General features: G+C 36.3%; 22 protein-coding genes. 14 read left to right on the top strand and 8 right to left on the bottom strand.

Annotated elements, in window-relative coordinates; translation table 11 throughout:
* Positions 1 to 11: 11 nt before the first annotated feature.
* A complete protein-coding gene (locus CH364_RS12905) occupies positions 12 to 1,193 on the bottom strand; it encodes a serine hydrolase domain-containing protein (RefSeq protein ID WP_100744503.1) in 1,182 nt (393 codons plus the stop codon).
* Positions 1,194 to 1,350: 157 nt separating this feature from the next.
* Between CH364_RS12905 and CH364_RS12900 the strand changes: the two genes are divergently transcribed.
* Positions 1,351 to 1,689 (top strand): EF-hand domain-containing protein, encoded by a 339-nt coding sequence (locus CH364_RS12900; protein WP_100744504.1) that lies wholly within the window; start codon positions 1,351 to 1,353, stop codon positions 1,687 to 1,689.
* Positions 1,690 to 1,797: 108 nt separating this feature from the next.
* Here the strand turns inward: CH364_RS12900 and mgtA are convergent, their stop codons facing one another.
* Complete coding sequence (gene mgtA, locus CH364_RS12895; protein ID WP_100744505.1) at positions 1,798 to 4,368, bottom strand: magnesium-translocating P-type ATPase; 2,571 nt, start codon at positions 4,366 to 4,368, stop codon at positions 1,798 to 1,800.
* Between the two features lie 138 nt (positions 4,369 to 4,506).
* Here mgtA and trhA point away from each other — a divergent pair, with 138 nt between their 5' ends.
* Positions 4,507 to 5,325: a PAQR family membrane homeostasis protein TrhA gene (gene trhA / locus CH364_RS12890; protein ID WP_100744506.1), complete on the top strand. Its 819-nt coding sequence runs from the start codon at positions 4,507 to 4,509 to the stop codon at positions 5,323 to 5,325.
* A gap of 84 nt (positions 5,326 to 5,409) precedes the next feature.
* Here trhA and CH364_RS12885 read toward each other — a convergent pair whose 3' ends face one another.
* Positions 5,410 to 6,369 carry an NAD(P)-dependent alcohol dehydrogenase gene (locus CH364_RS12885; RefSeq protein WP_100744507.1) on the bottom strand — a complete coding sequence of 320 codons (960 nt, stop codon included), beginning with the start codon at positions 6,367 to 6,369 and terminating at the stop codon, positions 5,410 to 5,412.
* A 119-nt stretch (positions 6,370 to 6,488) separates the two neighbouring features.
* Between CH364_RS12885 and CH364_RS12880 the strand changes: the two genes are divergently transcribed.
* Positions 6,489 to 7,199, top strand: coding sequence for a TetR/AcrR family transcriptional regulator C-terminal domain-containing protein (locus CH364_RS12880; protein WP_100744508.1), 711 nt, complete (start codon positions 6,489 to 6,491; stop codon positions 7,197 to 7,199).
* A gap of 6 nt (positions 7,200 to 7,205) precedes the next feature.
* Here CH364_RS12880 and CH364_RS12875 read toward each other — a convergent pair whose 3' ends face one another.
* The 3 genes from CH364_RS12875 to CH364_RS12865 all read right to left on the bottom strand — a co-directional run bounded on the left by CH364_RS12875 (position 7,206) and on the right by CH364_RS12865 (position 10,532).
* Positions 7,206 to 7,733 carry a hypothetical protein gene (locus tag CH364_RS12875; RefSeq protein ID WP_244280412.1) on the bottom strand — a complete coding sequence of 176 codons (528 nt, stop codon included), beginning with the start codon at positions 7,731 to 7,733 and terminating at the stop codon, positions 7,206 to 7,208.
* Between the two features lie 291 nt (positions 7,734 to 8,024).
* On the bottom strand, positions 8,025 to 9,848 hold the full coding sequence (locus CH364_RS12870) for an alginate export family protein (RefSeq protein WP_100744510.1): 1,824 nt from the start codon (positions 9,846 to 9,848) through the stop codon (positions 8,025 to 8,027).
* Positions 9,849 to 9,971: 123 nt separating this feature from the next.
* Positions 9,972 to 10,532: a DUF1415 domain-containing protein gene (locus CH364_RS12865; protein WP_100744808.1), complete on the bottom strand. Its 561-nt coding sequence runs from the start codon at positions 10,530 to 10,532 to the stop codon at positions 9,972 to 9,974.
* Between the two features lie 197 nt (positions 10,533 to 10,729).
* On the opposite strand from CH364_RS12865, the gene CH364_RS12860 reads away from it, so the two are divergent.
* The 9 genes from CH364_RS12860 (at position 10,730) to CH364_RS12820 (ending at position 19,489) form a co-directional block, all read left to right on the top strand.
* Positions 10,730 to 11,584 carry an EboA domain-containing protein gene (locus tag CH364_RS12860; RefSeq protein ID WP_100744511.1) on the top strand — a complete coding sequence of 285 codons (855 nt, stop codon included), beginning with the start codon at positions 10,730 to 10,732 and terminating at the stop codon, positions 11,582 to 11,584.
* A gap of 9 nt (positions 11,585 to 11,593) precedes the next feature.
* On the top strand, positions 11,594 to 12,622 hold the full coding sequence (locus tag CH364_RS12855) for a TatD family hydrolase (RefSeq protein ID WP_100744512.1): 1,029 nt from the start codon (positions 11,594 to 11,596) through the stop codon (positions 12,620 to 12,622).
* On the top strand, positions 12,623 to 13,489 hold the full coding sequence (gene eboC / locus CH364_RS12850; RefSeq protein ID WP_100744513.1) for a UbiA-like protein EboC: 867 nt from the start codon (positions 12,623 to 12,625) through the stop codon (positions 13,487 to 13,489).
* A 9-nt stretch (positions 13,490 to 13,498) separates the two neighbouring features.
* The gene (locus CH364_RS12845; RefSeq protein ID WP_100744514.1) at positions 13,499 to 14,662 is read left to right on the top strand and encodes a 3-dehydroquinate synthase; all 1,164 of its coding nucleotides are present in this window, start codon (positions 13,499 to 13,501) and stop codon (positions 14,660 to 14,662) included.
* Entirely contained in the window at positions 14,659 to 15,864 is a 1,206-nt protein-coding gene (eboE, locus tag CH364_RS12840) for a metabolite traffic protein EboE (protein ID WP_100744515.1), read from the top strand. Before CH364_RS12845 ends, eboE begins: the two co-directional genes overlap by 4 nt.
* A gap of 15 nt (positions 15,865 to 15,879) precedes the next feature.
* A complete protein-coding gene (locus CH364_RS12835) occupies positions 15,880 to 17,277 on the top strand; it encodes an alkaline phosphatase family protein (protein ID WP_100744516.1) in 1,398 nt (465 codons plus the stop codon).
* A 41-nt stretch (positions 17,278 to 17,318) separates the two neighbouring features.
* Positions 17,319 to 18,527 carry a Crp/Fnr family transcriptional regulator gene (locus CH364_RS12830; RefSeq protein WP_100744517.1) on the top strand — a complete coding sequence of 403 codons (1,209 nt, stop codon included), beginning with the start codon at positions 17,319 to 17,321 and terminating at the stop codon, positions 18,525 to 18,527.
* Positions 18,528 to 18,651: 124 nt separating this feature from the next.
* Positions 18,652 to 19,044, top strand: a complete 393-nt coding sequence (locus CH364_RS12825) for a DoxX family protein (protein WP_207762272.1) — start codon at positions 18,652 to 18,654, stop codon at positions 19,042 to 19,044.
* Positions 19,045 to 19,174: 130 nt separating this feature from the next.
* A complete protein-coding gene (locus CH364_RS12820; protein ID WP_100744519.1) occupies positions 19,175 to 19,489 on the top strand; it encodes a MarR family transcriptional regulator in 315 nt (104 codons plus the stop codon).
* 21 nt (positions 19,490 to 19,510) lie between these two features.
* On the opposite strand, the gene CH364_RS12815 is transcribed toward CH364_RS12820, so the two are convergent.
* Together CH364_RS12815 and perRA are read right to left on the bottom strand one after the other, a co-directional pair.
* A complete protein-coding gene (locus CH364_RS12815) occupies positions 19,511 to 20,488 on the bottom strand; it encodes a ketopantoate reductase family protein (protein WP_100744520.1) in 978 nt (325 codons plus the stop codon).
* A gap of 27 nt (positions 20,489 to 20,515) precedes the next feature.
* Positions 20,516 to 20,944 (bottom strand): peroxide-responsive transcriptional repressor PerRA, encoded by a 429-nt coding sequence (gene perRA / locus CH364_RS12810; RefSeq protein ID WP_100744521.1) that lies wholly within the window; start codon positions 20,942 to 20,944, stop codon positions 20,516 to 20,518.
* Between the two features lie 528 nt (positions 20,945 to 21,472).
* On the opposite strand from perRA, the gene CH364_RS12800 reads away from it, so the two are divergent.
* Together CH364_RS12800 and CH364_RS12795 are read left to right on the top strand one after the other, a co-directional pair.
* Positions 21,473 to 23,359 (top strand): PP2C family protein-serine/threonine phosphatase, encoded by a 1,887-nt coding sequence (locus tag CH364_RS12800; RefSeq protein WP_207762297.1) that lies wholly within the window; start codon positions 21,473 to 21,475, stop codon positions 23,357 to 23,359.
* Complete coding sequence (locus CH364_RS12795) at positions 23,356 to 24,660, top strand: sensor histidine kinase (protein WP_100744523.1); 1,305 nt, start codon at positions 23,356 to 23,358, stop codon at positions 24,658 to 24,660. The genes CH364_RS12800 and CH364_RS12795 overlap by 4 nt, the downstream gene beginning before the upstream one ends.
* Positions 24,661 to 24,695: the final 35 nt, after the last annotated feature.

Here is a 24,695-nt window from a genome sequence, read left to right as displayed (position 1 = left end):
GATGTAACATTTCACTTAGCGGTTGTTATGATTTTTTCGACAAGGTCCAAAATTCTTTGGATGGCGGTCGGATCTCCATAACCACCGGCTGTGGTGACAATCACCATATCTAAACTAGGGATGGAAAAAATAAGTTGGCCTCCATTCCCTAGTGCCAATGACCAAGGGATTTTTTTCTCCATAAAAACTGTTTCTCCGAGCCACCATTGGTATCCATAACCAAGAGACCTTCCATCTTTTCTAAATATTTTAACTTCTGAATCTATTTGGTGTTCCAGAGATTCGTTTAACCATTGTTTGGAAACAATTTGTTTTCCTTTCCAATTGCCACGATTTAAAACCAACCTTCCTATCTTTAACATATCTCTTGGTTTTAGTCTAAGTCCTGCATGCGCAAGAGCTCTTCCATTTTGATCTTCTACCCATTCAAAGTTTTGAATTTCTAATGGATCAAATAACCATTCTTTGGCTAGTTCCTTTAATGGTTTGCCAGTTTTCTGAATTAGAATAGCCGAAAGAACTGATGTTCCTCCTCCATTGTATTTGAACTTCGTTCCTGGTGGTTGTAACATTTCTCTATCAAAAACAAAACTAGGGATGTCCTTTTTCCAAAGGAGTTTCGTCTCATCACTAAATAAAAATCCATACCTCCATTCTTCCCAATCGAGTCCACTACTCATTGTTAAAAGGTGTCTCCAGGTAATTTTTTGTTTGGGATCATCGGCGGGAATCGATAACTCAGGATAAAAAGAAAGAACTGGCATATCTACTCTATCGATCATCTTTTTATCAATTGCAATTCCAAATAGTAAAGAAACAACCGATTTACTGACTGACCTCACATCGTGTAAGATGTTCGCATCAAATTTTGTTTCCCCATCAAAAGGAAATCTTAGACCATAGCGTTTGTTAAACGGATGATCTTTTCTTGTGTTATAAACTTCTGCGATTAATTTTCCGTGCCTTTCGATTACGAAGGAATGGAATTCACTTTCATCAGAACTAATTTCATTCACATACAAACAAAACTTTTTTTGATCAAATTCAGATTCGATCGATTGCGAAATTTCCCAGTCACGATCGGCAATGGGTCTCGAGCAATCTTCTTTGTCAGTCGTTTCTGTATGGATCGAAAAACTCGTAAAAATAAAAAGGAAAAATGCTACATTGATTAAATACTTTCTTTGGTTCATTGTTTGTTTCCAAGGACATTCGTACAGAAATGATAAACGAACAAGAATCGTAAGGATATAAAAAAATAGAATGAATATAAAAAAATTCCAAAGATAAAAGTTCGTGAAGGGGTTGACTCGAATCCAAATTTGTTAAAAAATTCGGCAGAGGTTTTTTATGAAAAAAATTCTAACTGTTTTGACTGGTTTAACCTTTGTTGCGGTAACTTCCGTTTTTGCTCATGACCACGAGGGCCACGGGAAAAATGGAATGGCAGGGGAACATTTTAAAAAAATGGACGCCAACTCCGATAACAAGGTATCCAAAGAAGAATGGCAAAAGTTCCATGATGGATTCTTCACCGAACTTGACAAAGACGCTGATGGCTCTCTTACATTAGAAGAGATAAAATCTGCTAAAAAAGAAAAACGGGAAGAGAAAAAAGAGGAAATGAACGAAAAAGCCAAAGAGGCAAAATCAAAGAAAAACGATAAAAAGAAAAAACCATCCGAATGACATCCGTTTGGACCGGGGCGCCTCGATTTGGTTGTACCATTGGTATCTATTGATGACTCGACCGGGCTCTCCGCTCCAATCTTTGCACATTCGTGCAAAGGATTTTCGCTACGATCCCTGGCGCAAGAGTTTCATTTTTTGATCATGAACATAGTAAAAAATTTGTTTTACTGATTCTACGATCACTAAATAAATCACAACCATAGAGGCCAAGATAAGATAAAATTCCAAAGGTGGTGGAACTAGTCCAAAATAGGTTCCTACAGAAGTGAATGGCAAAAAAGCTCCAATTGCTGCAACGCTGAGTGATACAATCGCAAGCAATCGATGAGGCCTACTTTTCAGTGGATTCCCTCTTGTTCTAATGATAAATATTACTAAAACTTGTGTACAAAGGGATTCCACAAACCAACCCGTTTGAAACAATGCTTCGTTTGCATTTAAAATAGTTAACATCACATAAAAAGTTAAAAAGTCGAAGGCAGAGCTAATCGGTCCTATCGTTAACATAAAATTGCGAATGAAACTAATGTCCATCACTCGAGGAAATTTTAATTCTTCTTTATCCACCTCATCTAATGGAATTGGCACTTCCGAAAGGTCATATAAAAAGTTATTAAGGAGAATTTGTGTGGGTAACATTGGTAGAAATGGTAAAAACAACGCGGCTCCGGCCATACTAAACATATTTCCAAAATTAGAGCTTGTACCCATCATAATGTATTTCATGATATTTCCAAAAGTTCTCCTTCCTTCTTGAACACCATCATATAACACGCGTAAATCATGGTCTAACAGAATCATATCTGCTGCTTCTTTGGCTACATCCACTGCAGAATCTACTGACAATCCAACGTCTGCTGAATGAAGTGAAGGAGCATCGTTTACTCCGTCACCTAAATAACCAACCACATGACCTCTTTGTTTTAAAGCTAAAATGATCCTGTTTTTCTGCGAAGGGTTCATTCTGCAAAATAGATTGGTTGACTCGACTTGAATGTTAAGTGCTGAATCATCCATGGTTTCCAGTTCCTTACCTGTGAGGATTCCTTGGATAGGTATTTCTAATTCGGTGCATACATGTTGAGTGACTAGTTCGCTATCCCCGGTGATGATTTTGACAACGACGCCTATCTCGTTTAATGCAGATAATGCTGTCTTTGCACTTTCTTTGGGGGGATCTAAAAATGCTGCAAATCCAGAAAGAGTTAATTCGGTTTCGTCACTCACCACAGCATGTTTGTGTTCTAGGTTTTCCTCTCTCCAAGCAATTCCAAGAACTCGAAATCCTTCTTTTTCTAAGGAGGTATACACAGTTCGAATTTTTTCAAGTGCGTTTTTGTCTACAGGTTGAATCGATTCTTTTTCAGTTTCATAATTTGTACAAAGTCGAATGATTTCTTCTGGAGCACCCTTTACCACAAGCATTCGTTTTTTTGTTTCCGATTGGTCTAATAAAACGGAAACTCTTCTTCTTTCAAAGTCAAATGGAACCTCATCAATTTTGGTCCAAAGTTTGACAGAAATTTCTTCATGTTCTAAGATAGCTTCATCCAACGGACTTTTTAAGCCTGTTTCAAAAAAACTATTAAGATAGGCTAATTCCAATACTCGTTGGTCTGTTTTTCCTTCTGGGTTTACATGTTTTTCGAGTTTAATTTTTGCTTCGGTTAGTGTTCCTGTTTTGTCCGTACAAAGTGTATCCATAGAGCCAAGGTTTTGGATTGAGGAGAGCTGTTTTACGATTACTTTCTTTTTTGCCATCATCATGGCACCACGTGATAATGTTACCGAAATTACCATCGGCAACAGTTCTGGTGTTAATCCTACAGCTAAGGCAACGGCAAATAAAAAAGAATCTAACCAAGGTTTTAGTAAAATTGCATTCACTAAAAGTACAAAAAGAACTAAAAGGACAGTCATCCTCATAATCAAGATACCAAATTTTTCAGTACCTATTTCAAATGAGTTTGGTGGTGGAGAAAGGTTTAAGTTATCTGCAATTGCACCCATAGCCGTATTAAGTCCTGTGTTTACAATGAGGACTTTTGCACTACCGCTAATGACTGATGTTCCCATAAATACAGCATTAGAGGCTTCTGTGATATCATTTGTATCTGAATTTACTTCTCCCGAATGTTTTTCTACTGGATAGGTTTCTCCAGTAAGTAATGCTTGTTTGACAAAAAAATCCTTTGCATCTAACACCCGTCCATCGGCAGGTATCATGTCACCAGCTGAGAGTAACACTATATCACCAGGAACAATCTTTGAAACGGAAAAATTTTTTGTTTGCCCATCTCGTAACACTGATGTATGTACGGAAACGGACTGACGCAATTGATCTGCAGCCTTTCCTGCTTTGTGTTCTTGGAAAAAATCCAAAAGGACACTAAAAAAAACTAAAACAGAGATAATCACGAAGTTGGAAATTTCTCCCATGAAGGCAGAAACCCCACTTGCAAATAGCAGAAGTAGAATTAGAGGATTTCTAAATCGAGATAAAAGTTGTCTCCATATTGGTTTTGTGTTTCGATTCACAAAACGATTGTCCCCAAATTTTTGAAGTCGAAGGGAAGCATTCTCTTCGGAAAGGCCTGTATTGTCTACACCCAGATACAATAATGTATCATTTAGTGAATTCAACCACCAAGTGGAAGTTTTGAAATTGGGCTGCATCAGTAGACCTCAAATAAGAACAAAAAGAAAATGTTGATTTTATAAAATTTGTTCCTTTTGGCCTTATCGTCAATCATATGATTTCTTTCGATTGACGTTTGCAAAACAGAGAAACTAAATTGCAGTAACGAAAGTATCATGAAAGCGAAAAAATCCAAAATCAATCCAGCTAAAAAATCAAATCGTTCCAACAAAACTCCAAATAAACAAACAAAACAGTCCAAAACGATCGCTGAAAGAAATTCTGTAGCCTCTTCTTTGCAGTTGAATTCTCCTCAACATACTACGAGCGAACTCATAGATACCATTCATGAATACTCCATTGGACATGAGATCGCTAATGCAGTTACACATGGAATTGGTGGAGGATTGAGTATTGCAGGCCTTTCAATTTTACTTACAATGGCAGTTCTTTATGGGAATGTTTGGCATATTGTTAGTTCAGCTATTTATGGAGCAACACTCATTCTTTTGTATCTTGCTTCTACTTTGTATCATGGGATTTATCATACGGCTACCAAACGAATTTTTAAAGTAATAGATCATGCATCAATTTATTTGTTAATCGCTGGAACGTATACTCCGTTTACTCTTGTTAGCTTGCGAGAAAATTCGGAGTGGGGATGGACTTTGTTTCTTGTCGTATGGATTTTGGCATTTGCAGGAGTTTTATTATTATTACTGTTTCCGGGAAAATACAGCGGTGCCCGAGTTGTGGTTTATATTCTGATGGGTTGGCTTGCAATTTTTGTTGTTAAAGACATTCGGACTGCCATCGGTGTAGGTGGGATCACTTGGCTTGTGGCCGGAGGACTTAGTTATACGGTTGGTGTGATATTTTATCTTTGGGATAGTTTACCATTCAACCATGCAATATGGCATCTATTTGTTCTCTCTGGAAGCCTTTGTCACTTTTTTGCAATTTTGTTTTATGTATTACCACCCATTCAAAAATAAAAAATGAAAGAAACGGGAAGGGCAAAACTTACTCGTTTCGGTATTTATTATTTTGGTGCAAGGCAAATAACAAACATTCATTTTTTAACTTAAGATATTGATTGCTACATTCCCCTTTTTATGTCCAGCTTCCACATATCTGTGTGCCTCGGCCATTTCTTCTAAGCTGTAAGTTTTATCAATCACCACCTTTATTTTTTTTGTTCTAGTGAGTTCCGTTAATAACTTTAAATTTTCTAAAGTCTCCGCGATTGGTCCAAATTTAATACTGATGCGTTTGGTTAGAGAAATCCAAGCAGCTTGAAACATTTCTTTGAAGGAAGCACCAACTAAAACTAAAACTCCACCTATTGAGAGATGACGTAAATTGGATACAATAGATGATTTTCCTACACATTCAAATACCACATCATATTGAGTTCTGTGATCATCTGAATGAAATTGTTTGTAATCCATAACAAAATCGGCACCGATGGATTTCACCAATTCAAAGTTATTCTTGCTACAAACAGCGGTGACGGTAGCTCCAAATAGTTTTGCCAATTGGATAGTAGCCGTTCCTACTGAGCTGGAACCACCATAAACAATGATGGTTTGTTTTTTTTGTAGGTTGCACTTTTGAATAAAATCAAGTGCAGTCAATCCTCCGAAAGACAAACAAGCTCCTTCTGCAAAAGAAATTTCTTCAGGTAAGATTGTAATGACAGATGTTTCTGGAATACATGTAAATTCTGCATATGCTCCCAATCGCATTCCCGTGGATCCCAAAATTTTATCCCCAATTTTAAATTGAGTTACGTTTTCTCCGATAGAATCAACGACACCTGAAATTGATATTCCTAGAATGGGTTGTTTCGGACGAAAAATCCCAAAGTATAATTTGGCTAGTTTAGGATCTGCCTTGCGAATGCGCCAATCACCAGAATTAACGGCGGTATTGTAAATTTTGATTCTGATTTCATTTTTTTTTGGTGTTGGTATTTCCCATTCTTCCAATTGTAAAACATCCGGTGTTCCATAATTTCTATAGGCGATAACTTTCAAAAGGTAGCTCCTATTAAGGAGATGAACTTACGATGTAAGTTTGTCAATGAAATTTATTTACTGATTATTTGTATTTTTTAAAATGGGTATAGCAAAATTTAGGATATAAGGATTTGTTTATGGTAAAAAAGAAGAAACGAACGCCAGTAAAAAATTCTCAAATAACAAAAATTAGAAAGCGGCAACCACTTTCTAAGGAATTGGTTCTAGATACAGCAATCAATCTAGCCGATGAATTCGGTTTGGAAAAATTGTCAATGCGCAGTTTGGCATTACGTCTTGGTGTAGAAGCAATGTCATTATATAATTATGTTAAAGATAAAAATGATCTTTTAGATGGAATGGTGGATACAGTCATTTCACAGATCACCTTACCTAAGATAGGCGGCAACTGGAAAAAAGAAATGAAAAAAAGGGCAAGATCAGCAAGAAAAATTCTAAATTTACATCCTTGGTCACCAATGTTGATTGTCTCTAGAATTAATGTGGGCCCTGCCATGTTATCTTATTTTGATGCTTCACTTGGTTGTCTTCATTGTGCTGGATATTCACTACCGTCGGCTGATCATATTATCAATGCCATTGATAGCCATATATATGGTTATATTTTACAGGAATTGAATTTCCCTATCGATTCCAAAAAATATGCTCAAACAGCAAAAGAATTCATGCCTAGTTTGGAAGAAAGTCCTTATACTTACTTAACTCGTTTAACCAAAGAAGTTGTGACAAAAAAATACAATGGACTTCATAATTTTGAGTTTGGGTTGGATTTGATTTTGGATGGCATTGCTTTTCTCTCTAAACCTTCCCATAAAACTAACTTTTAAGAAACATTATTGTATTGGTATAGAAGACCACTTTGTTTCTTCTAAATCTAGTTTTGTTTGTTTTTTGATTTCTTCAATTATTTCTGGTGTTTGAATGATTTCTTTAAATCCTGAATACCCTGAACTATCTGATTGGCCAGCGTCACCTGTTAGCAGGGAGGAAATAATAGCAGAGCTAATTTTTGTGCTGAAACTTGTTTTGAAACTTCCAACTATAGATTCCCCCACATTGTCCATATCAGGATCAACACCCAATTCGCTTTGGTTAAAGTCTGCTACGTATTTTCCTAATACAATAATTTGATTTGCTTTCACAGTAAACTTTGATTTTTCGAGATTTTTCCGATCCATGATATAATACACGTTAGCTTCTTTTTTCGTTTGTGGATCATTTTCGTGTACATGTGCACCAACAATCGCATATTCACCGGGCTCAATATTGAAAACATAATATCTTGAACGTGAGAAAAAATTTGTCTCAACTATTTTCAACTCACTGATTTGCTGTTTCGATTTGTCTAGTTTTACTAACATTACCCTTTCCGGATAGAAATTTCCCATTAGGATTTTTGGTATCACAAATTCGAACACAATCGCAGAAGATTGATTGGGGATGTTAGGTAAAATTTCCGGTTTAAACCTGCAGCTGAATAATGTGATCGCTAGTAAAATGGTAATTCTCATTTTGTAACCAAGTTTTTTTATTTGAATTATAGTGAATGTTTTTTTTGTTATGTGGTCAACAAAATTCTAAAGAAGATTTAGTTGGAGAGGTTGAAAAAAAGCCAGAAAAATTCTGGCTTAAGAATGACTTTTGTATAGTTATCAAATTGCAAACACACTCTGGAAAGTAAAGTAACTTGAGTTTGGTTTGAAATCGTATCGATGGTAAGGATCTGTTTCGTATGGATTGTTTTTTTGATTTCTAATGGCTTCCCCTGCATAAAGAGAACTTGCACCAAACCAAAAGGAAACATTTTCAAATGGTGTTACGATATAGATAAAATTAATTTCTGTTGCAACATGTCTCCCTAGTTTAGGGCGGTTTGGATTGTATGCTTCAGTGTTATAGTAGTCTTCAGTTGATGCAGTTTCACCTGTCGCTTTACTTCCAGCTACATAGTTATTATTATCATAATAGCCGTCTTGTAGTTTTACTTTATAATACCAATGTGGGTTTAAAATAAAGATTCCCCATTTTGCTGATTCATATTTGATATGAACGGAGTAGTCTTTTATATTCTGCCAGAATACCATCCCTGAATTACCGTTTCCAGAAAATGGCATACCACCACCAGCCATCCTTCTTGTTGCAAAGAGTGGATTGTATGTTGCAATACTTCCGTCATTTCGGTTCGGATCTCCTGATGCTTGGACATATTGTACTCCAATTCGAAACTCTTTTACAGGAGTGTACCCTAATTGGACTGCTACGATATTTGCTTTGTATTGCACTCGTGAAGATAGTGGAGGAGCTTCACCTGTTTTTTTATTGGTCGCGTAGGTCCCGGTTTGGTTTAGCCAATCGGGGGATACTCTTTCTCCATTAAATCCTGTTTGCCAAGCTGCTTCCACCATCCAATCAATGCCTGTTTCACTCGTTATTGTATTGTTTTTGGTTCTGTTGGTTAAACGAAAGCCTGAGGTATTGAGTTGGTCTGGACCTCGATAATAAATATCGGAGCCATAGTTAGCAGTTGTGTTGGTTGCTTTTTGTTTTTGTTTATAAAGAGTGAAATTATACATTTCAATTCCTAACCAATCCCAAGGTTTATAACCGTAGTGTGCGCCATAATAAGATGCGTTTCCTGTTCCGCCAAGTTTTGTGGAATTGTTAGAAACCATACTGTTGGCATTATTTTCGGAGCTAACGACGGATCCAAAAAAATCTAAACTTTGTTTCTGGATTGTGATTGTGGTTCGGACAGCATCAAATGCGTTTCCATTTAGACTATCATTCCGAGAACCTAAAATTCTACCGTCTCCATAATCTAAAATTTGGCGACCAGTACGCACTCGAAACATTTGGTTGGTGGTTTTTAAATCTACAAATGCTTCTCGGAATCCAGTGTTATTATTCAATGCAACATCTCTTTGTTTGGTGGTGTCAATGAGAGTTCCGCCATTGGGGATCACTCCATATTTTTGATCTGCTGCTCCACTTGTGATTTCTCCACCCCAAAGGCGAACATCTTGCATCGTAATTTTAAATAAAACATTTGGAGTTAAATCTCCAATAATATAAAACTGAGTTTGGTTACTGACAGTGTTGCGGTTGTCAGGTGTAGATCTGTCAAAGTCAGTATTATAGAGTGAATCTGCTTTTGGCCGAATTCCAAACCCAACACGGAACCTATCAGCAAACCAAAGATTTGTATTTTCTTGCATTGCCTTTCTTTGTTTTGCGGTGACTTGGAGGCTTTTTAAGTATTCACCAGTCAAATTACCTTTTAGCGGACTGACATATTCTGCGGGTTCCTCCGGTGGAGCAGGTATTGGTGGCGGCGGAGGTGGAGGTGGGGGCGGTGTTTCAGGTATTTCTTTTTTCGTAGGGGTGATGAACTGTGCTTCCAGTGGCATTGCAATGGAAAATAAAATAACTCCTAACCATAAGAGACCAATGATCATTCGATGCTTGCCTGCGTACATTTGATACCACCTGTGTTTTGAGCCAGTGGATATAGTTTGTAACAACATTCAAATCTTATATTTTGGGGTTGGTAAGAATCCTAGGATTTGTCATAGGAATTAAATTGAAAATTAGGAAAGAAATTATAAACCAAGTTTATTCCAACCTTCATGACCCAATTTCTGCATTGTTTTTCTGTTGTTTTCAAATATGCTGTCAATATTTGGATGTGTGTCAACGATTCGAGAAATAGAATCTTCACGTAACAGATGTAATATAGGGTATGGTGCCCGGCCCACAAAATTTGTTATGTCGTTTATATTTTTATCAGCAAACTGAAACATTGGGTGAAAGTTGGCGATTTGTATGACACCTTCTAAATCCAAGTTGCGAAGGAGGTTATCTGCTTCATCCAAAAAGTCGTTTTGGTCAAGGTATTCATTGAGTACATAGGGATGGATGAGTAGTGAAGTTTCAACCAACTGCGGATCCTTTGATGCAATGAATTCTAGTTCTATTTTTAGATGAACTAATAGTTCTTTGTTGTTTTGAGAATTGCTTACCACATAACGGATCGTATTTGATTGAAAGGTAGGTTTTGCAAAAGGACAAAGGTTCAGTCCGATTACAGCTTTTTGAATCCAATCTTTTGTTTTGCCTAGAATCTCATCTACAGTTTCTACTGAGTGTGGTAATTTTTCCAATGGATTTCCTTGTTTGTTTTGATTTAGTTGAGATTTTAGATATTCAAATGAATTGTTGAAATTTATATTCAATTCTTTGTTAATTTTACAAAATTGATCCTTAAAAACAAGCCAATTGTTCAAGAATCGGAATCTGATTCAGATTATTTGATTTACGAAGTGACCCTAGGTCAGAAGATTTCAAATATCTCTTTCTCATGAATGCAAACTTAACAACAGATTTTACTCAATTCGTTTTTGATCAAACTACAAAATCGGAACGTGAATGGTTAGAAAAAAAAAGTCAATCAGATGTTTTGGATTTAATGACTGCATTTGTCGCGGCACCACGTTTTATATCAAAAAAAAATATTTCTTATGATTCTAAATCACGAGGTAGTTTGATTCCTCATTTACCTGGATTTCAAGTTGAAGGATGGACTTTGGTTCGATTAACTAGGGTTTGGTTACTTTTACACATTCCTCAAAATCCAAAAGATGAGTGTATTAAAAATATTGAGACACTTTTTGATACTGCTGAGTTAAATGAATTGGTGGCTTTATATTCGGCTTTGTCACTCCTACCTTATCCATGGGAATGGTTGGCGCGAGCCACCGATGCTGTTCGTTCAAATATGGGATTTGTATTTGATGCAATCTCTCTTATGAATCCATACCCTGAGTTGTATTTTCCAGAAGCTGCATGGAATCAATTGGTTCTAAAAACAATATTTAACGGAAAACCGATCCATTGGATATATGGATTAGAAAGGCGTACCAATAAAGAACTGGCAATTGGCATTTCTGATTTTATCGATGAACGGTTTGCTGCTGGTAGAAAAGTTCCCCCTCAAATTTTGCGACTCATTAGTCCATTTTCAAATGACAATCATTCGTACATGTTAGTTCGTATGTTGGCTTCTGATGAGAACTATGAAAAAGAGGCTGCTGCTCTTGTTTGTTTTGAATCCGAAGAACCTAAAATCCGCTCTTTATTAACAAAACATCCAGAATTAGAATTATCAATAAAAAATGGAGATTTGGATTGGTCTAAGTTAGAGTCCATTCCTTAGTTATAGCCAATGTGCCAGAACCCAAACGAACAAAAGAAAAATCCTTCTCATTTTGAGTCGACTCTTCATTCTGAAGATTCTCCGACACACCGTGATTTGTTATGGGAAGATTATGAGAACCTAATCAAAGATATGCGATTTTTTGATCCACATATCCATATGGTATCAAGGACAACAGACGATTACCAAAATATGTCAAAGGCAGGAATTGTTGCAATCATTGAACCTGCATTTTGGGTAGGACAACCTAGGACTGGCCTTTCTAGTTTCAAAGATTATTATAGTAGTCTAGTTGGTTGGGAACGGTTTCGGTCTTCGCAATTTGGAATCAAACATTACTGTACAATAGGATTAAATTCTCGTGAAGCAAATAACGAACATCTTGCGGAAGAGGTAATGGAAATTTTGCCATTATTTGCTTATAAAGAAGGTGTAGTTGGAATTGGTGAGATTGGTTTTGATGACCAAACTGTTTTAGAAGAAAAGTATTACCGGCTGCAACTAGAACTTGCAAAAAAAGCAAAGTTGCCTGTACAAATTCATACTCCTCATCGAGACAAAAAAAGAGGAACAGAAAGAAGTATGTCGATTGCCATCGAACATGGTTTAGATCCGTCTTGGGTTGTGGTAGATCATAACAATGAAGAAACAGTTAAATCAGTGTTAGACCAAGGTTTTTGGGCAGCCTTTACTATTTATCCATTTACCAAAATGGGAAATGAAAGGATGGTTTCTGTTGTGGAAAAATATGGTCCAGAGAGAATCATGATTAATTCAAGTGCTGATTGGGGAATTTCTGATCCACTTGCAATTCCGAAAACTGCAGCACTGATGATTCAACGTGGCATTCCAAAAGAAGTGATTCGGATGGTAACGTATCAAAATGCGATAGATGCCTTTGCAAAAAGTGGTCAGATTGATGTTAGTGATTTTGATTTGGAATTTTTACCTGACCCAAATGCCAAATTTCATGGAAACTCAATTCTTCGTGGTGGCCAACAACCCGTGATCAATAAAAACTCTTTGTTAATCCAATAAATGAATTTTAAAGGTTACCTAACTTTACTTAGACCCGCTAATGTAGTCACAGCACTTGCTGATATTCTAGCGGGTATGGCGATTGTGGGTTTTGTTTGGAATGACAAATCGCCAATTTTACTCTTATTTTCCACCATATGTTTGTATGGTGGCGGTGTTGTCTTAAATGATTTTTTTGATATTGCAATTGATACAAAAGAAAGGCCAGAACGTCCCATCCCTAGTGGGAAGGTATCAAAGCATTCCGCATTGATTTTTGGTTCTGTCCTACTTGGAATTGGAATTCTTTTTGCCTACCTCTATCAAAACCAAAGTGGATGGATTTCTATCTTTATTGTTTTTTCAATTCTTGCATACAATCGATTTGCAAAACACCATCCAGTTTTAGGTCCTCTTGTTATGGGGATTTGTCGAGGTGGTAATTTGGTTTTGGGAATGAGTTTGGTGGAAAATATCGAATTATATCAATTTTTTTTATCCGTTCTTCCGATTGTGTATATCGGTGCGATTACAATGATTAGTCGAGATGAAGTCCATGGTGGTAAAAAAACTCCATTGATGGTGGCTGGTGTTTTGTGTCTTATGGTAGTAGTTTCTCAATTGATTCTTTCTTTTCGATTAGGAAATTTTTTCTTTAGTTTTCCCTTTGCTCTCTTACATTTTGGAATGATTTTTCCTCCTCTTATTTCCGCATATCAATCCCCAGTGGGACCAAAGATTGGTAAGGCGGTAAAAATGGGAGTTCTATCTTTGATTATTTTAAATGCAACGTTCGCTTCCAGTTTTGGTTTTGTATTTGTTGCAGTTTTTATTCTTTGTTTATTACCAGTCTCCCTCTTATTGGCAAAATATTTTTCGGTAACCTGAAGTTTAATTATGTTTGAAAGTAAATTCCCTTCTCTTTCGTCTGAGTTCGAAGTTAAATTCCGTTATACGGTGCAGTTTACCAAAAGGATTTTTCATCCAGAAAATCCAACTTTGTCTCGTTTTTTTATTTCAGAAAATAAAACAGGGGTCACAAAAAAAGCTTTGGTTGTTTTGGATGAAGGTTTAATCATTCATTTCCCAAATTTAGTTTCAGAAATTCTTAATTATTTTTTAGAAATTTCTTCAGAAGTTCAGCTAACGGAAGATATAATGATCGTTCCCGGTGGAGAAACTTGTAAAAACGATCCGAAAATTTGGGAATCATTGATCAGTGCAGTCGATCGTTTTGGAATCGATCGTCATTCTTATATCATAGGCATTGGTGGAGGGGCCATTCTTGATTTAGTTGGTTATGTGGCTTCCGTATCACACCGAGGTATACGGTTGGTTCGCATCCCAACTACGGTTTTATCACAGAATGATTCCGGTGTAGGAGTCAAAAACAGCATTAACTACCAAGGAAAAAAAAATTTCCTAGGAACATTCTCGCCACCTATCGCCGTGTTCAACGACTTAAGTTTTTTAGAAAGTTTAGATGATCGTGATTGGCGGTCTGGAATGGCTGAGGCTATCAAAGTTGCTCTCATCAAAGATCCAAGTTTTTTTGATTGGATAGAATCGAATGCCATAAGATTAAAAAATCGAAATTTAGAAACAATGTCATATTTAATCCATCGTTGTGCGGAACTTCACATGAATCATATTGCCAATGGGGATCCATTTGAATTTGGTTCTTCAAGGCCTTTGGATTTTGGACACTGGTCCGCTCACAAATTAGAATACTTAACTGAGTTTTTTTTACGTCACGGTGAAGCAGTGGCCATTGGTATGGCTTTGGATTCCATTTATTCCTTTCAGATGAATCTTTTGTCAGAAGAAAGTAGGGATCGTATCCTAAAATTGTTGAAACAATTAGGATTTGCGACTTACCATCCCAAGTTATCTGAAAAAGATAAACAAAATTTATTTTTAGGATTAAAAGAGTTTCAAGAACATCTTGGAGGAAAACTCACTATAATGTTGTTATGTGGTATTGGTGTAACTAAAGAAGTGCACGAAATGGATTTAACCTCTTTAGCATCTTCCGTTGACTTTTTGGAACATTTCGTATGAGAACAAAATATGGCCACCTAACTTATTGTTCTAATATCCACCCTGGCGAATCTTGGTCAGACCATTTTTTTCATTTAAAATCAAACTTGCCTGTTATTCGCCAAAAAGTATCTCCCAACGCACCTATGGGTCTTGGACTGCGTATCGCCAATGAAGCCTCTATAGAGCTGCTGAACCCGCAGAGATTAGGTGAGTTTAAAAGCTGGTTAAACAAAGAAGGGTTTTATGTATTTTTAATCAATGGATTTCCTTACGGCGGTTTTCATGAAACCGTTGTGAAAGAAAGTGTATACCAACCGGATTGGACAACCAAAGATCGGTTAGATTATACATTGCGTTTGTTTAAAATTCTTTCTGAATTGCTGCCTCAGGGAATGGAAGGAGGAGTTTCTACACCTCCATTGTCTTATTTTTATTTTGATTCAGAAGAATCCTCTCGTATAAAAAGAAAATTTGTCGCAACCAAACAAATTGCAGATGTTACGTTAGATTTGATCCAAATCAAAATTGAAAGTGGTCAAACATTACATTTGGATCTAGAACCAGAGCCTGATGGAATTTTAGGCAATGTAAAACTATGGGTGCATTGGTTTCTGGAGGATTTCCTTCCTGTCGTCATTCCGATGATCCAAGCAAAATGGGATGTTAGTTTAGAAATTGCTGAACAAATGGCAAAAAATCATATCCGCATTTGTTTGGATGCATGCCACGCAGCTGTTAGTTTTCAAGACAGCCAAATGATTGTTAAAATACTTTCAAAACATTCCATTTTAGTTGGGCGAATTCAAATTAGTTCTGCATTAAAAGTCAAGTTTTCAAGTGAAACCGATCGATTGTTGGAACTAGTTTCCAGTTTTGATGAGCCAACATATCTGCACCAAGTTGTCATCCAATCAGAAGGAAAAGTATTAGATTCATATCCTGATTTGCCAGAAGCGATTCGCAATGGTAAAAACCAATTTGTTGAATGGAGAATCCATTTCCACGTGCCGGTGTTTTTAGAATCTTATGGCCTTTTGACTTCTACTCAAAAAGAACTGCTGGAACTTTTAAATTTACAGAAACAATATTTGATTACTAACGCTTTAGAAGTAGAAACATATACTTGGGGTGTTTTGCCCAAGGAATTACAGGTTCCCATAACCGATTCAATCATTCGAGAGTTGGAATGGGTTAAAACTGTTTTAGGCGAAGAACTCTAGTAAGTAGGAATTAAAATGAAACAGTCAAAGAATCAGTCGTTTCAAAAAACCGTCGTTATTGATGTTGTTGGGCTTAGCAGTAACTTGGTGGGTGATTACACACCTTTTTTAAAAAATTTTTTGGCGAAAAGAAATACTCTTCTGATAGAACCGATGTTACCTGCCGTCACTACGAGTGCTCAATCAACTTACTTAACGGGTAAATGGCCGAGCGAACACGGAATCGTTGGAAACGGATGGTATGATCATGAAGATGCTGAAATTAAATTTTGGAAACAATCCAATCATTTAGTAACTGCAGAAAAGATTTGGGAAAAGGCCAAAAAAATTGATCCCAACTTTACATGTTCAAAAATGTTTTTTTGGTACAATATGTACTCTAGTGCAGATTATTCTGTCACCCCAAGGCCGCAGTATCATGCCGATGGAGTCAAAGCTCCCGACTGTTATTCTTACCCTCCAGAACTTCGGGAAGAATTACAATCAGCCTTAGGACAATTTCCACTATTTCATTTTTGGGGACCAAATGCCAATATCAAGTCCACACAATGGATCACCGATGCAACTATCTATGTTGATAAAAAATACAATCCTAAATTAACGTTTGTTTATCTCCCACATTTGGACTATTGCCTTCAGAAATTTGGTCCTGATGTATCAAAGATACAAAATGAACTTTTGCAATTAGATTCTGTTTTGCAAAAGTTAATTGAATACTATGAATCAAAGGATACCAAGATTATCCTACTGTCTGAATATGGAATTACTCCAGTTCATAGACCAATTCATATCAATAGGATTCTAAGAGAAAATGGGCTGATCTCTGTTCGTAACGAAAGGTGGTATGAACTTCTTGATCCAGGTGCATCGAAAGCCTTTGCCGTATCTGATCACCAAATTTCGCATATTTATTGTAATGATCCAAGTGTTCAAAAACAGATTATAGACATATTGAAAGTTGTTCCTGGAATCAAACTTGTTTTAGATAAAAAGGCCCAAAAAAAACACCATATCAGCCACAAACGATCTGGTGACATAGTGGTGGTAGCCGATTCAGAGTCTTGGTTTACATATTATTATTGGTTAGACGATAGTAAAGCGCCAGATTATGCGCGTTTGGTGGATATTCATAGGAAACCAGGGTATGATCCTTGTGAAATGTTTATGGATCCAAAAAAACCTGGTATCAAACTTAGGGCAGGGTTAAAATTACTACGTAAAAAACTAGGGTTTCGGTATCTGATGGATGTGATTCCTTTGGATGCGAGTTTGGTCAAGGGTTCACATGGGGCATTACATCAGAAACGGGAATTTTACCCCATTTTTTCCACAGCCAAATTTTATCCCCAAAAAGAAATTTCTGCTATTAAAGTGTACGATTTGATTTGGGACCAGATGACTTCCCAGATTTAAATGTTTGACTGGTAAGCTTCGAAAACATTATTTTTAACTCAGTGTCTGCAGAAGAAATCAAAGTTGTTAATTATTCAAAAGGTGCTGCCATTGTTGTGCAGAATTCCATCAATACCGGAAACTTTTTCATTGTCAGGTCTGGCCGGGTTTCGGTCGATTCCGAGCACATTGTTGTGGATCATGAACTTGCTTATTATGAAGCTGGCGATAGTTTTGGGCTAGTTTCTGCTCTCACCGAACATCGGTTTTTAGTGACATTGTTTGCAGATACAGATGTGGAATTAGTTCAAATTCCTATTCGACTTTTAGGATCTTACCTCAAAGAAAGAAAAGAACTCGCAATGAAAATTTTGGGTTTGTATTCGAGAGAACTCAGAACTTTACAAAAACACCTTTCGAAGGCTAATAAACCTGCGGACCGCGATTACCATCCAGAGCGATTGGTACTCAATGCTCGAACCTATCTTTCTTGGCAAAAACCTAATTTAGCTGCTTATTCCTTACAAACATTTATTAAATGGTCAAAGGAAAATAATTCAACAGATAACCTAACAGAAGCTACAGAATTACTTAATTCAATTGGAGCAAATTACAAACCTTTTGTTTGGGATAGTATGCAATCCAATTTAGAAGCTGGCGAAATTCTTTTTGTTGAAAGTGAAAAAAATAACGAAATCTACGTAGTGTTAGAAGGTAATGTCAAACTTTTCAGTATAGTTCGTGGATATGAATATGTAATCGATGTTTTGGGACCTGGAGAAATTTTTGGGGAAATGTCATTGATTGACAATGCTCCGCGAATGGCATCTGCAATAACCGAAACAAAAAGTAAAATTCTGCGAGTCACAGCTGAAAATTTATTTGAGTCGGTAGGACCATCTTTACTTCAAAAAATCTTCGAGAGCATCGCTAGACGTATTTGGTTTTCTCACCAACGTTTGGTTATCCTTCGTTTGAAGACTCCTGTAATCCGACTTTATGCTTATTTGTATAATTCCATTCGAGACCAGGACATTCGTTTGGGCAGAAATTTGGATGAAAGCCTTGCCAACGCACATACAATTTATATCCAGATGGAAGAACTTTGTAATATGTGTGGGATCATCAAAGTCAAACAAGAAATAATTCATGAATTTATGACAGATACAAATCTTGTGATTGAACCAAACCGAATTACGATCAAAAGTCGCAAACGTTTGGAAGAAAAATTGGGTCATTATAAATCAAAAGAAGGGCAGATTGTCGCTTAAAGAATCAGGCAAAGTCTGAATTTTCCATTTCTCTGGTTAGGAGAAATGGATCCGAATGGGAATCATTTTTCAAACATCCTAAAATTTGTAATGATTTTTTTTTCCACTATGCTCTAGTTCGGTGATGAAAAAGTTTCTCGTGTATTCTCTCGGGGCGTTCTACATAACAGCGGGTATCAATCATTTTTTCTCTCCTGAATTCTATTTGGAAATGATGCCAGACTACCTTCCTTTTCATGTACTTTTGAATGTTACGAGTGGACTTGCAGAAATTACCTTGGGTTCCCTCGTGCTTTATGAACGGATGCGAAAGATGGCAAGTTATGGAATCATTATACTTCTTTTAGCTATTTATCCTGCAAATATCAATATGTTATTAACGGCTTTGGAAGGCAAAGATTATGGAGTCCCCATCTGGGCATTGTACGCGCGATTACCGTTCCAATTTTTATTTATTTATTGGGCCTGGCTTGTGCGAGACTATAAATGGTCTAGTGAATCTACTGAATCACAGTAAGTTAGGTGGCATTTTCCCTAGGATCGTTTCATTGGTTTTTTTGTAGATGAATTGAGTAGGCGATTTTAGTTGGAACATGAGGAGTTTATGTTTTTCGAAGGAATCTCCTATTTGAATTTTAGATAGAAAAATGACAAAAGAGCCAAAGAAAAAATTGTTAGATAACACTAAAAAAGGAGGGCAATGGACCTTTCTTTCAAATCATTCTCATGTTCTTATGTGTTTGAGTAAGGATCCGGAAATTCGTTTGAAGGATGTTGCCGTGCTTGTCGGAATCACTGAACGTGCAGTACAAGCCATAGTTAAGGATTTGGTTGAGGCTGAAATTTTAGAAAAAAGCAAAGATGGACGTAGAAACCAATATATCATCCAAACAGAACAAAAATTAAGACATCCTCTTGAGGCAAATCACTCTATTTCGGAACTACTCAGGTTAGGGAAATAAAGCGAAGGTTTTCGAACCTCGTTATATTTTTTCTTCAAGCTCTTTTACTTTCTTAACAATCCATTCATTTTTTGGCACAAGGACACCTCTGTCATTTGCAATTGTAACAACCTCACCATTGATATAATCAATTTCTGTTTTTCTTTTATTATCCAAATCTTGAACCATGGAAGTACGAATGCGAAAGTATTTTAAGCCAAGTAAAATGAGTATGATGTGGCGTACCCAAGTTGGTAATGCACCTTTTCCTCCACCTAATTTTTGAATGGAAAACGATCCAGGTACTACCTGTTCTTCAATTTGTAAAACATTCATTACTGATTTAATTTCTGTTAGAGTGTCTAATGCATCTTTTCGCGAATTTTTATTTAAGAATAACTCACCTAAAGTTTGTTGTTTTGAAGCAGCTAAACCATTGATGATCGCATTGATTGCAAGTTTATGCCAGCGATAACCCGCAAGTTGGTCTGTTAGAATTAAAGGAATGTATGGTGGAAGCAGTAGGTTCCAAATTGGATCTGGTTTTGAATTAGAAATTCCACCGAGAATGAGACTTCCCACATTTGATTGGTAATAAGTTCCATCTTGCAAAGTTTGAGTATTCCATCCCACAACTCCACCAAGGATTTGACTTTGATAAGATTCTAGATGAGATTCCGGAATTCCATTTTGAATGAGTATCAATTTCCCATTAGGCTTTAGGAATTTTTTTGTTTCTTCTAAGTATTCAAGAAGGTTTTGGTTTTTGCATCCAATAAAAATATAATCAAATGTATCTTGGCAGTTTTGAATATTTGTTAAGTAACCATTCAAATCAATGGACACAAGGTTACCTTTTGGACCACGGAAACGAATTGGATTATCGCATAGAAACTGATACCTATTTTTGTTACGACAAAGAATTTGGAAAGGAATTGAATTTTGATAAAGTGCGTGGATGATCGTTGCGGTAACAGAACCGATGCCACTCAAAGCAATGGAAGGATAAACTGTTTTCATTTCTTTGAAGTCAAAGCGAGAGGAAAATTATTTCCCTCTCATTGTGATGACTAGTTTTACGTTATCTAAATTTTTACCTGTCTTTCTAAAATAACTTTCCTTTAATTCATCCAATACTTTAGATTCGAGTTCTTGATCCATTTCCACGTCTGTGATCTCTCCTGTTTCTTCATTGAGAGCATGGTGGTGTGGACCGATGTTGGAATCAAAATGTGTTACACCACTTTTTAATTCCAGAGTACCTAACATTCCCTTTTCAGAAAAAAGTTTGAGGTTATTAAAAATGGTAGCTCGTGATGCATGCGGAAAGTGGGAATTGACCAAATGGAAAACTTCTTCAGCAAAAAGATGTTGGTGTCTCTCTAAAAGCAAATGTGCCATTTCCAATCTCTGCGAAGTGGGTCGAATCCCATGAGATTCCAGGAGTTCCTTGGTTTTTTGGTAACTTAAATCCATCTCAGTTTCACCTTCTCTGGAAGCTTTTTTTTGTCAATAATTAGACTAAGTCTAAAAAATCATTTACTAGGAATGAGTTTTGTTTTAGATTTAATCTAAAATAAAATAATTACTTTCTAAGTTAAGCCAGTGAAGATAGATAGGGAGTCACTTTTTCCAATGGATGGTTTTCATTGGTGGATCGGCCAAACAATGCAAACAGCATACAAATCACCAGGCAGTGGGAAACACTCTTTCGCAATTTAGTAATGTAGTGAAAAAGGTAACTCACTTACTTTTTACACTGTCCAGAGATATCCAATGCCTTTCAAATGTTCCTGGATTGGAATGGTGTGGAAGTGTTTATTTATCTTTTTTTAGATGATTGATAATTGCCAACTAACCAAAGCAGATGCCAATTTTCTCAGGAATTTTCAAATAGTGGAACAAAAGAGGGCTTTAAAAAAAATCCTTGCACTTCGAAATGGTTTGGATTCAATCCTTCCGGTGATCTCCGGGGATTCTCGAAAACATCTACGTTGCCTGCCTATGAAATTTTTGTTTTTAGTATTTCTATTCTTTACGATTCCTGTGGGGGCAGAAGTGGTTTCCTTGGAAGAGGGTTGGACATTCCAACGTGATGGTGAAAAGGAAACCAAACCAATATTAGTTGGAGTTCCTTTGGTCAAACAAGGTTACGAAGTGCCATTACGAGGCAAATATCGACTAAAAATTTCGGTTTCAACTTTCCCTGAGTCTTCGCAAGCAATTTATATGGATCGGGTTCATTCTGCTGACCAAACCTTTTGGAATGGAGTGCCCATTGGTTCGACAGGAAGTTTTTCTCCTGACTATTACCCGTATTGGCATAAAGTGCGTTATTATGAAATTCCCATTTCTCTATTAACAAAGGGAGAAAATGAACTTGTTGTGGATATCGAATGTCGTGAAACACAGTTTAGGTGTGGAATCTTTCGATCGATACCGGTTTTTGGAACTCAAGACGAAATTAAAGATAAAATGGTTTTTGAAGATGTAAACCAAATCCTTATAGGTGCCTTGTTTTTTGGAATTTTTTTACAACAAGCAGTTGGTTATGCATTGAATCGATCTTCTAAGTCTGGATTGTATTTAGCTGGTACAGCTATTTTTTTTGTAGGTTGGCGATTGCCTTCTGTAAATAAAATTCATTTTTTGATGATTCATCCAGAGGTTCTGGTTAGACTTTTGTTTTTTTGTCAGTTTATTTTCCCCGTCTTTATTCTGTTATTCGTTCATACTTTATTTGATAGACGTATTTCGAAACTTGCGTTCACAACATTTTTTTTAGATACCGTTCTTGCGTTCATTCACTTACTTCCAATGGATCCCGATCATCGGTTTTATTTGGTTTACATCTGGTATCTATTACTTGCAATTAAGGTTCCAATTCTGATTCAACTATTGCATAGAAACTATAAAAAAACTGCGGAGGCTATTGTTGTTTCTTTAGGTGCACTGGTAGCAACATTTTTCGGAATCGCCGATGTCATCACCGATGTGATTACAGGAAAAAATGCTTATTTAACACAATATGGCATTTTAACATTTTTATTTGCTGGGGTTTTTGCCATTGCCTTACAAAGTGCGAGGACAAGAAGAGAACTTCGAAATCTAAATGAATCTCTTGAAATGTTAATCACTTTGCGTACTCAAGAATTACACAAACAGTATAAATTGTTACATGATGATTTGGTTATGGCGGCAGGTTTACAATCTAAACTAATACCACCTATGGAATTTAAACACCAAACACTGAGTGTGGCTTCAGTGTTTATGCCAATGGAAAAAATTGGTGGTGATTATTTTGACTATTATATTCATGAAGATGGATCTGTTACTTTTTTGTTATGTGACGTACTTGGTCACGGGATTGCTGCAGCCTTGATCGCCAGTATGCTAAAGGTCAATTTTTTAGAAATTGCTCCCAAGGAAAAAGATCCCGCCAAGTTTATGTTAGATTTAAATCTTAAAATGTTGCCTGTGGTCGAAAAAAACTATATCACTGCCGTAGTGAGCCATTTTGATTTAAAAAACTCTGTAATGAAATATTCTGTGATGGGACATCCTAGTCCTTATTCTATGAATATTGTTTCAAATTCCTTGGCTGCCCTCGGAGGAAGAGGCCCCATCATGGGTTGGAAAAAAGATATTTTTGTAGAAACATTTTCACATGATTTATCGCCAGGGGATCGATTCTTTTTTTACACCGATGGGATTACAGAAAGTCAAAATAAAAATAGGGAATTGTACGGAGAATCAAGGTTAAAAGAACAGTTAGCGGGTGGCTTCGACCTCTCGCTTTTTGAATTAAACGAAAAAATTAAAAAGGACATTCGGAATTTCGCATTTCGTTTGTCAGATGACGTAACATACTTTACGATCGATATCAAATGAAAACCCTTTTGAATCGATGGGGAGTCTATCGGTTGCTCAATTTAGGAGTGACGGACCAATTGGGTTTAGAGTCTTCCGTTCGCGTCCAACTTTCCAATTTAGTTGCTATTTTAGGAATATTCTCGAATATCGAATATTCCATTTTCTTTGTAATCGCGGGTGCTCCCTATTATCAAATCATGAATATCATTCATATCTTTGTGATATGTTCATTGATTTATGTGTTATATCTTAATACAAGACAACGGTATTTTTTTTCTCGAATTCTATTAATAATTACAATTTCCGTTCCATTGTTTTGTGTATCCACGATTAGTTTTGGAACCTCTGGTGGATTTTATTATTATTTTCTAATGTTCGCAATTGTTCCTTTTGTGATATTTCCATACGAGGAAAAAGGGTGGATACTCTTTGTCTTTTTAATGAACACGGCCTTTTATATCTGGTTTGAGTTTTTTGGGAGTCCAGGCAATTTTAAAAAAGGAACTTTATTGTATTATAAAGAAGTACAGGACTTGTTTCGCATTAATTCAGTTGTGTCCTGCCTGTCATTTGTGGCTTTGTTTATGTTTTATTTTTTAAGAAATATCAACCGAATCCAAAAGGAAATGACTCGGATCAATGATCATAAAGACCGAATTTTTTCTATCCTTGCACATGATCTAAAGGGACCAATTGGAACAATAAGCACATACCTTGGTTATATTACAAAATCTTTGCCAGAAAGAGAAGAGTTACTTTTTGGTTTAAATGAGCTAAAAAAAAGCACAAACCAAACCTACCTTGTATTGGAAAATTTGTTGGACTGGGTACAAAACGAAACACAAAAAACGCAATGTAATCCTAGCAATTTAAATGTATCGAAAATTTTAAGAAATGCATTGGATCTACTGAACATACAGGCAACTGAAAAAGGTATTTCTTGGGAAACTAATATTTCGGAAGAAGATTGTGTATATTGTGATGAAAGAATGACTGCAACGGTTTTGCGTAATATATTATCTAATGCAATAAAATATTCTCATCCCAATAATAAGGTATTCATTGAAACAGAGAAAAACTCGAATTGTTTGGAAATTCGGTTTCAAGACTTTGGAGTGGGAATGGATTCCGATTTAATTGCAAAGATTTCCGAAGGAAAAAAATTTGATTCAGGATTTGGAACCTCTGGCGAAAAAGGAACAGGCCTAGGTTTACTCGTTTGTAAGGAATTATTAACGGAACAAGAAGGGTCGATTCAAGTTTTCAGTAAACCGATGGAAGGAACAAAAATTATCATTCAACTTCCTTTAGCAAATTAAAATCATTTCTTTTTTTTAAACATTAAGTCCAATCA

This window comes from Leptospira harrisiae, from assembly GCF_002811945.1.
In the GTDB taxonomy this organism is placed as follows: Bacteria; Spirochaetota; Leptospiria; order Leptospirales; family Leptospiraceae; genus Leptospira_A; species Leptospira_A harrisiae.
The sequence above is the reverse complement of the archived record's forward strand: the minus strand, read 5'-3'. Positions and strand labels throughout refer to the sequence as shown.

Bases quoted from the DNA above. Each gene is read 5' to 3' on its own strand.
- CH364_RS12905 (WP_100744503.1), bottom strand. From the start codon at position 1,193: ATGAACCAAAGAAAGTATTTAATCAATGTAGCATTTTTCCTTTTTATT.
- CH364_RS12900 (WP_100744504.1), top strand. From the start codon at position 1,351: ATGAAAAAAATTCTAACTGTTTTGACTGGTTTAACCTTTGTTGCGGTA.
- mgtA (WP_100744505.1), bottom strand. From the start codon at position 4,368: ATGCAGCCCAATTTCAAAACTTCCACTTGGTGGTTGAATTCACTAAAT.
- trhA (WP_100744506.1), top strand. From the start codon at position 4,507: ATGAAAGCGAAAAAATCCAAAATCAATCCAGCTAAAAAATCAAATCGT.
- CH364_RS12880 (WP_100744508.1), top strand. From the start codon at position 6,489: ATGGTAAAAAAGAAGAAACGAACGCCAGTAAAAAATTCTCAAATAACA.
- CH364_RS12875 (WP_244280412.1), bottom strand. From the start codon at position 7,733: ATGTTAGTAAAACTAGACAAATCGAAACAGCAAATCAGTGAGTTGAAA.
- CH364_RS12870 (WP_100744510.1), bottom strand. From the start codon at position 9,848: ATGTACGCAGGCAAGCATCGAATGATCATTGGTCTCTTATGGTTAGGA.
- CH364_RS12860 (WP_100744511.1), top strand. From the start codon at position 10,730: ATGAATGCAAACTTAACAACAGATTTTACTCAATTCGTTTTTGATCAA.
- CH364_RS12855 (WP_100744512.1), top strand. From the start codon at position 11,594: ATGTGCCAGAACCCAAACGAACAAAAGAAAAATCCTTCTCATTTTGAG.
- eboC (WP_100744513.1), top strand. From the start codon at position 12,623: ATGAATTTTAAAGGTTACCTAACTTTACTTAGACCCGCTAATGTAGTC.
- CH364_RS12845 (WP_100744514.1), top strand. From the start codon at position 13,499: ATGTTTGAAAGTAAATTCCCTTCTCTTTCGTCTGAGTTCGAAGTTAAA.
- eboE (WP_100744515.1), top strand. From the start codon at position 14,659: ATGAGAACAAAATATGGCCACCTAACTTATTGTTCTAATATCCACCCT.
- CH364_RS12835 (WP_100744516.1), top strand. From the start codon at position 15,880: ATGAAACAGTCAAAGAATCAGTCGTTTCAAAAAACCGTCGTTATTGAT.
- CH364_RS12825 (WP_207762272.1), top strand. From the start codon at position 18,652: ATGAAAAAGTTTCTCGTGTATTCTCTCGGGGCGTTCTACATAACAGCG.
- CH364_RS12820 (WP_100744519.1), top strand. From the start codon at position 19,175: ATGACAAAAGAGCCAAAGAAAAAATTGTTAGATAACACTAAAAAAGGA.
- CH364_RS12815 (WP_100744520.1), bottom strand. From the start codon at position 20,488: ATGAAAACAGTTTATCCTTCCATTGCTTTGAGTGGCATCGGTTCTGTT.
- perRA (WP_100744521.1), bottom strand. From the start codon at position 20,944: ATGGATTTAAGTTACCAAAAAACCAAGGAACTCCTGGAATCTCATGGG.
- CH364_RS12800 (WP_207762297.1), top strand. From the start codon at position 21,473: ATGAAATTTTTGTTTTTAGTATTTCTATTCTTTACGATTCCTGTGGGG.
- CH364_RS12795 (WP_100744523.1), top strand. From the start codon at position 23,356: ATGAAAACCCTTTTGAATCGATGGGGAGTCTATCGGTTGCTCAATTTA.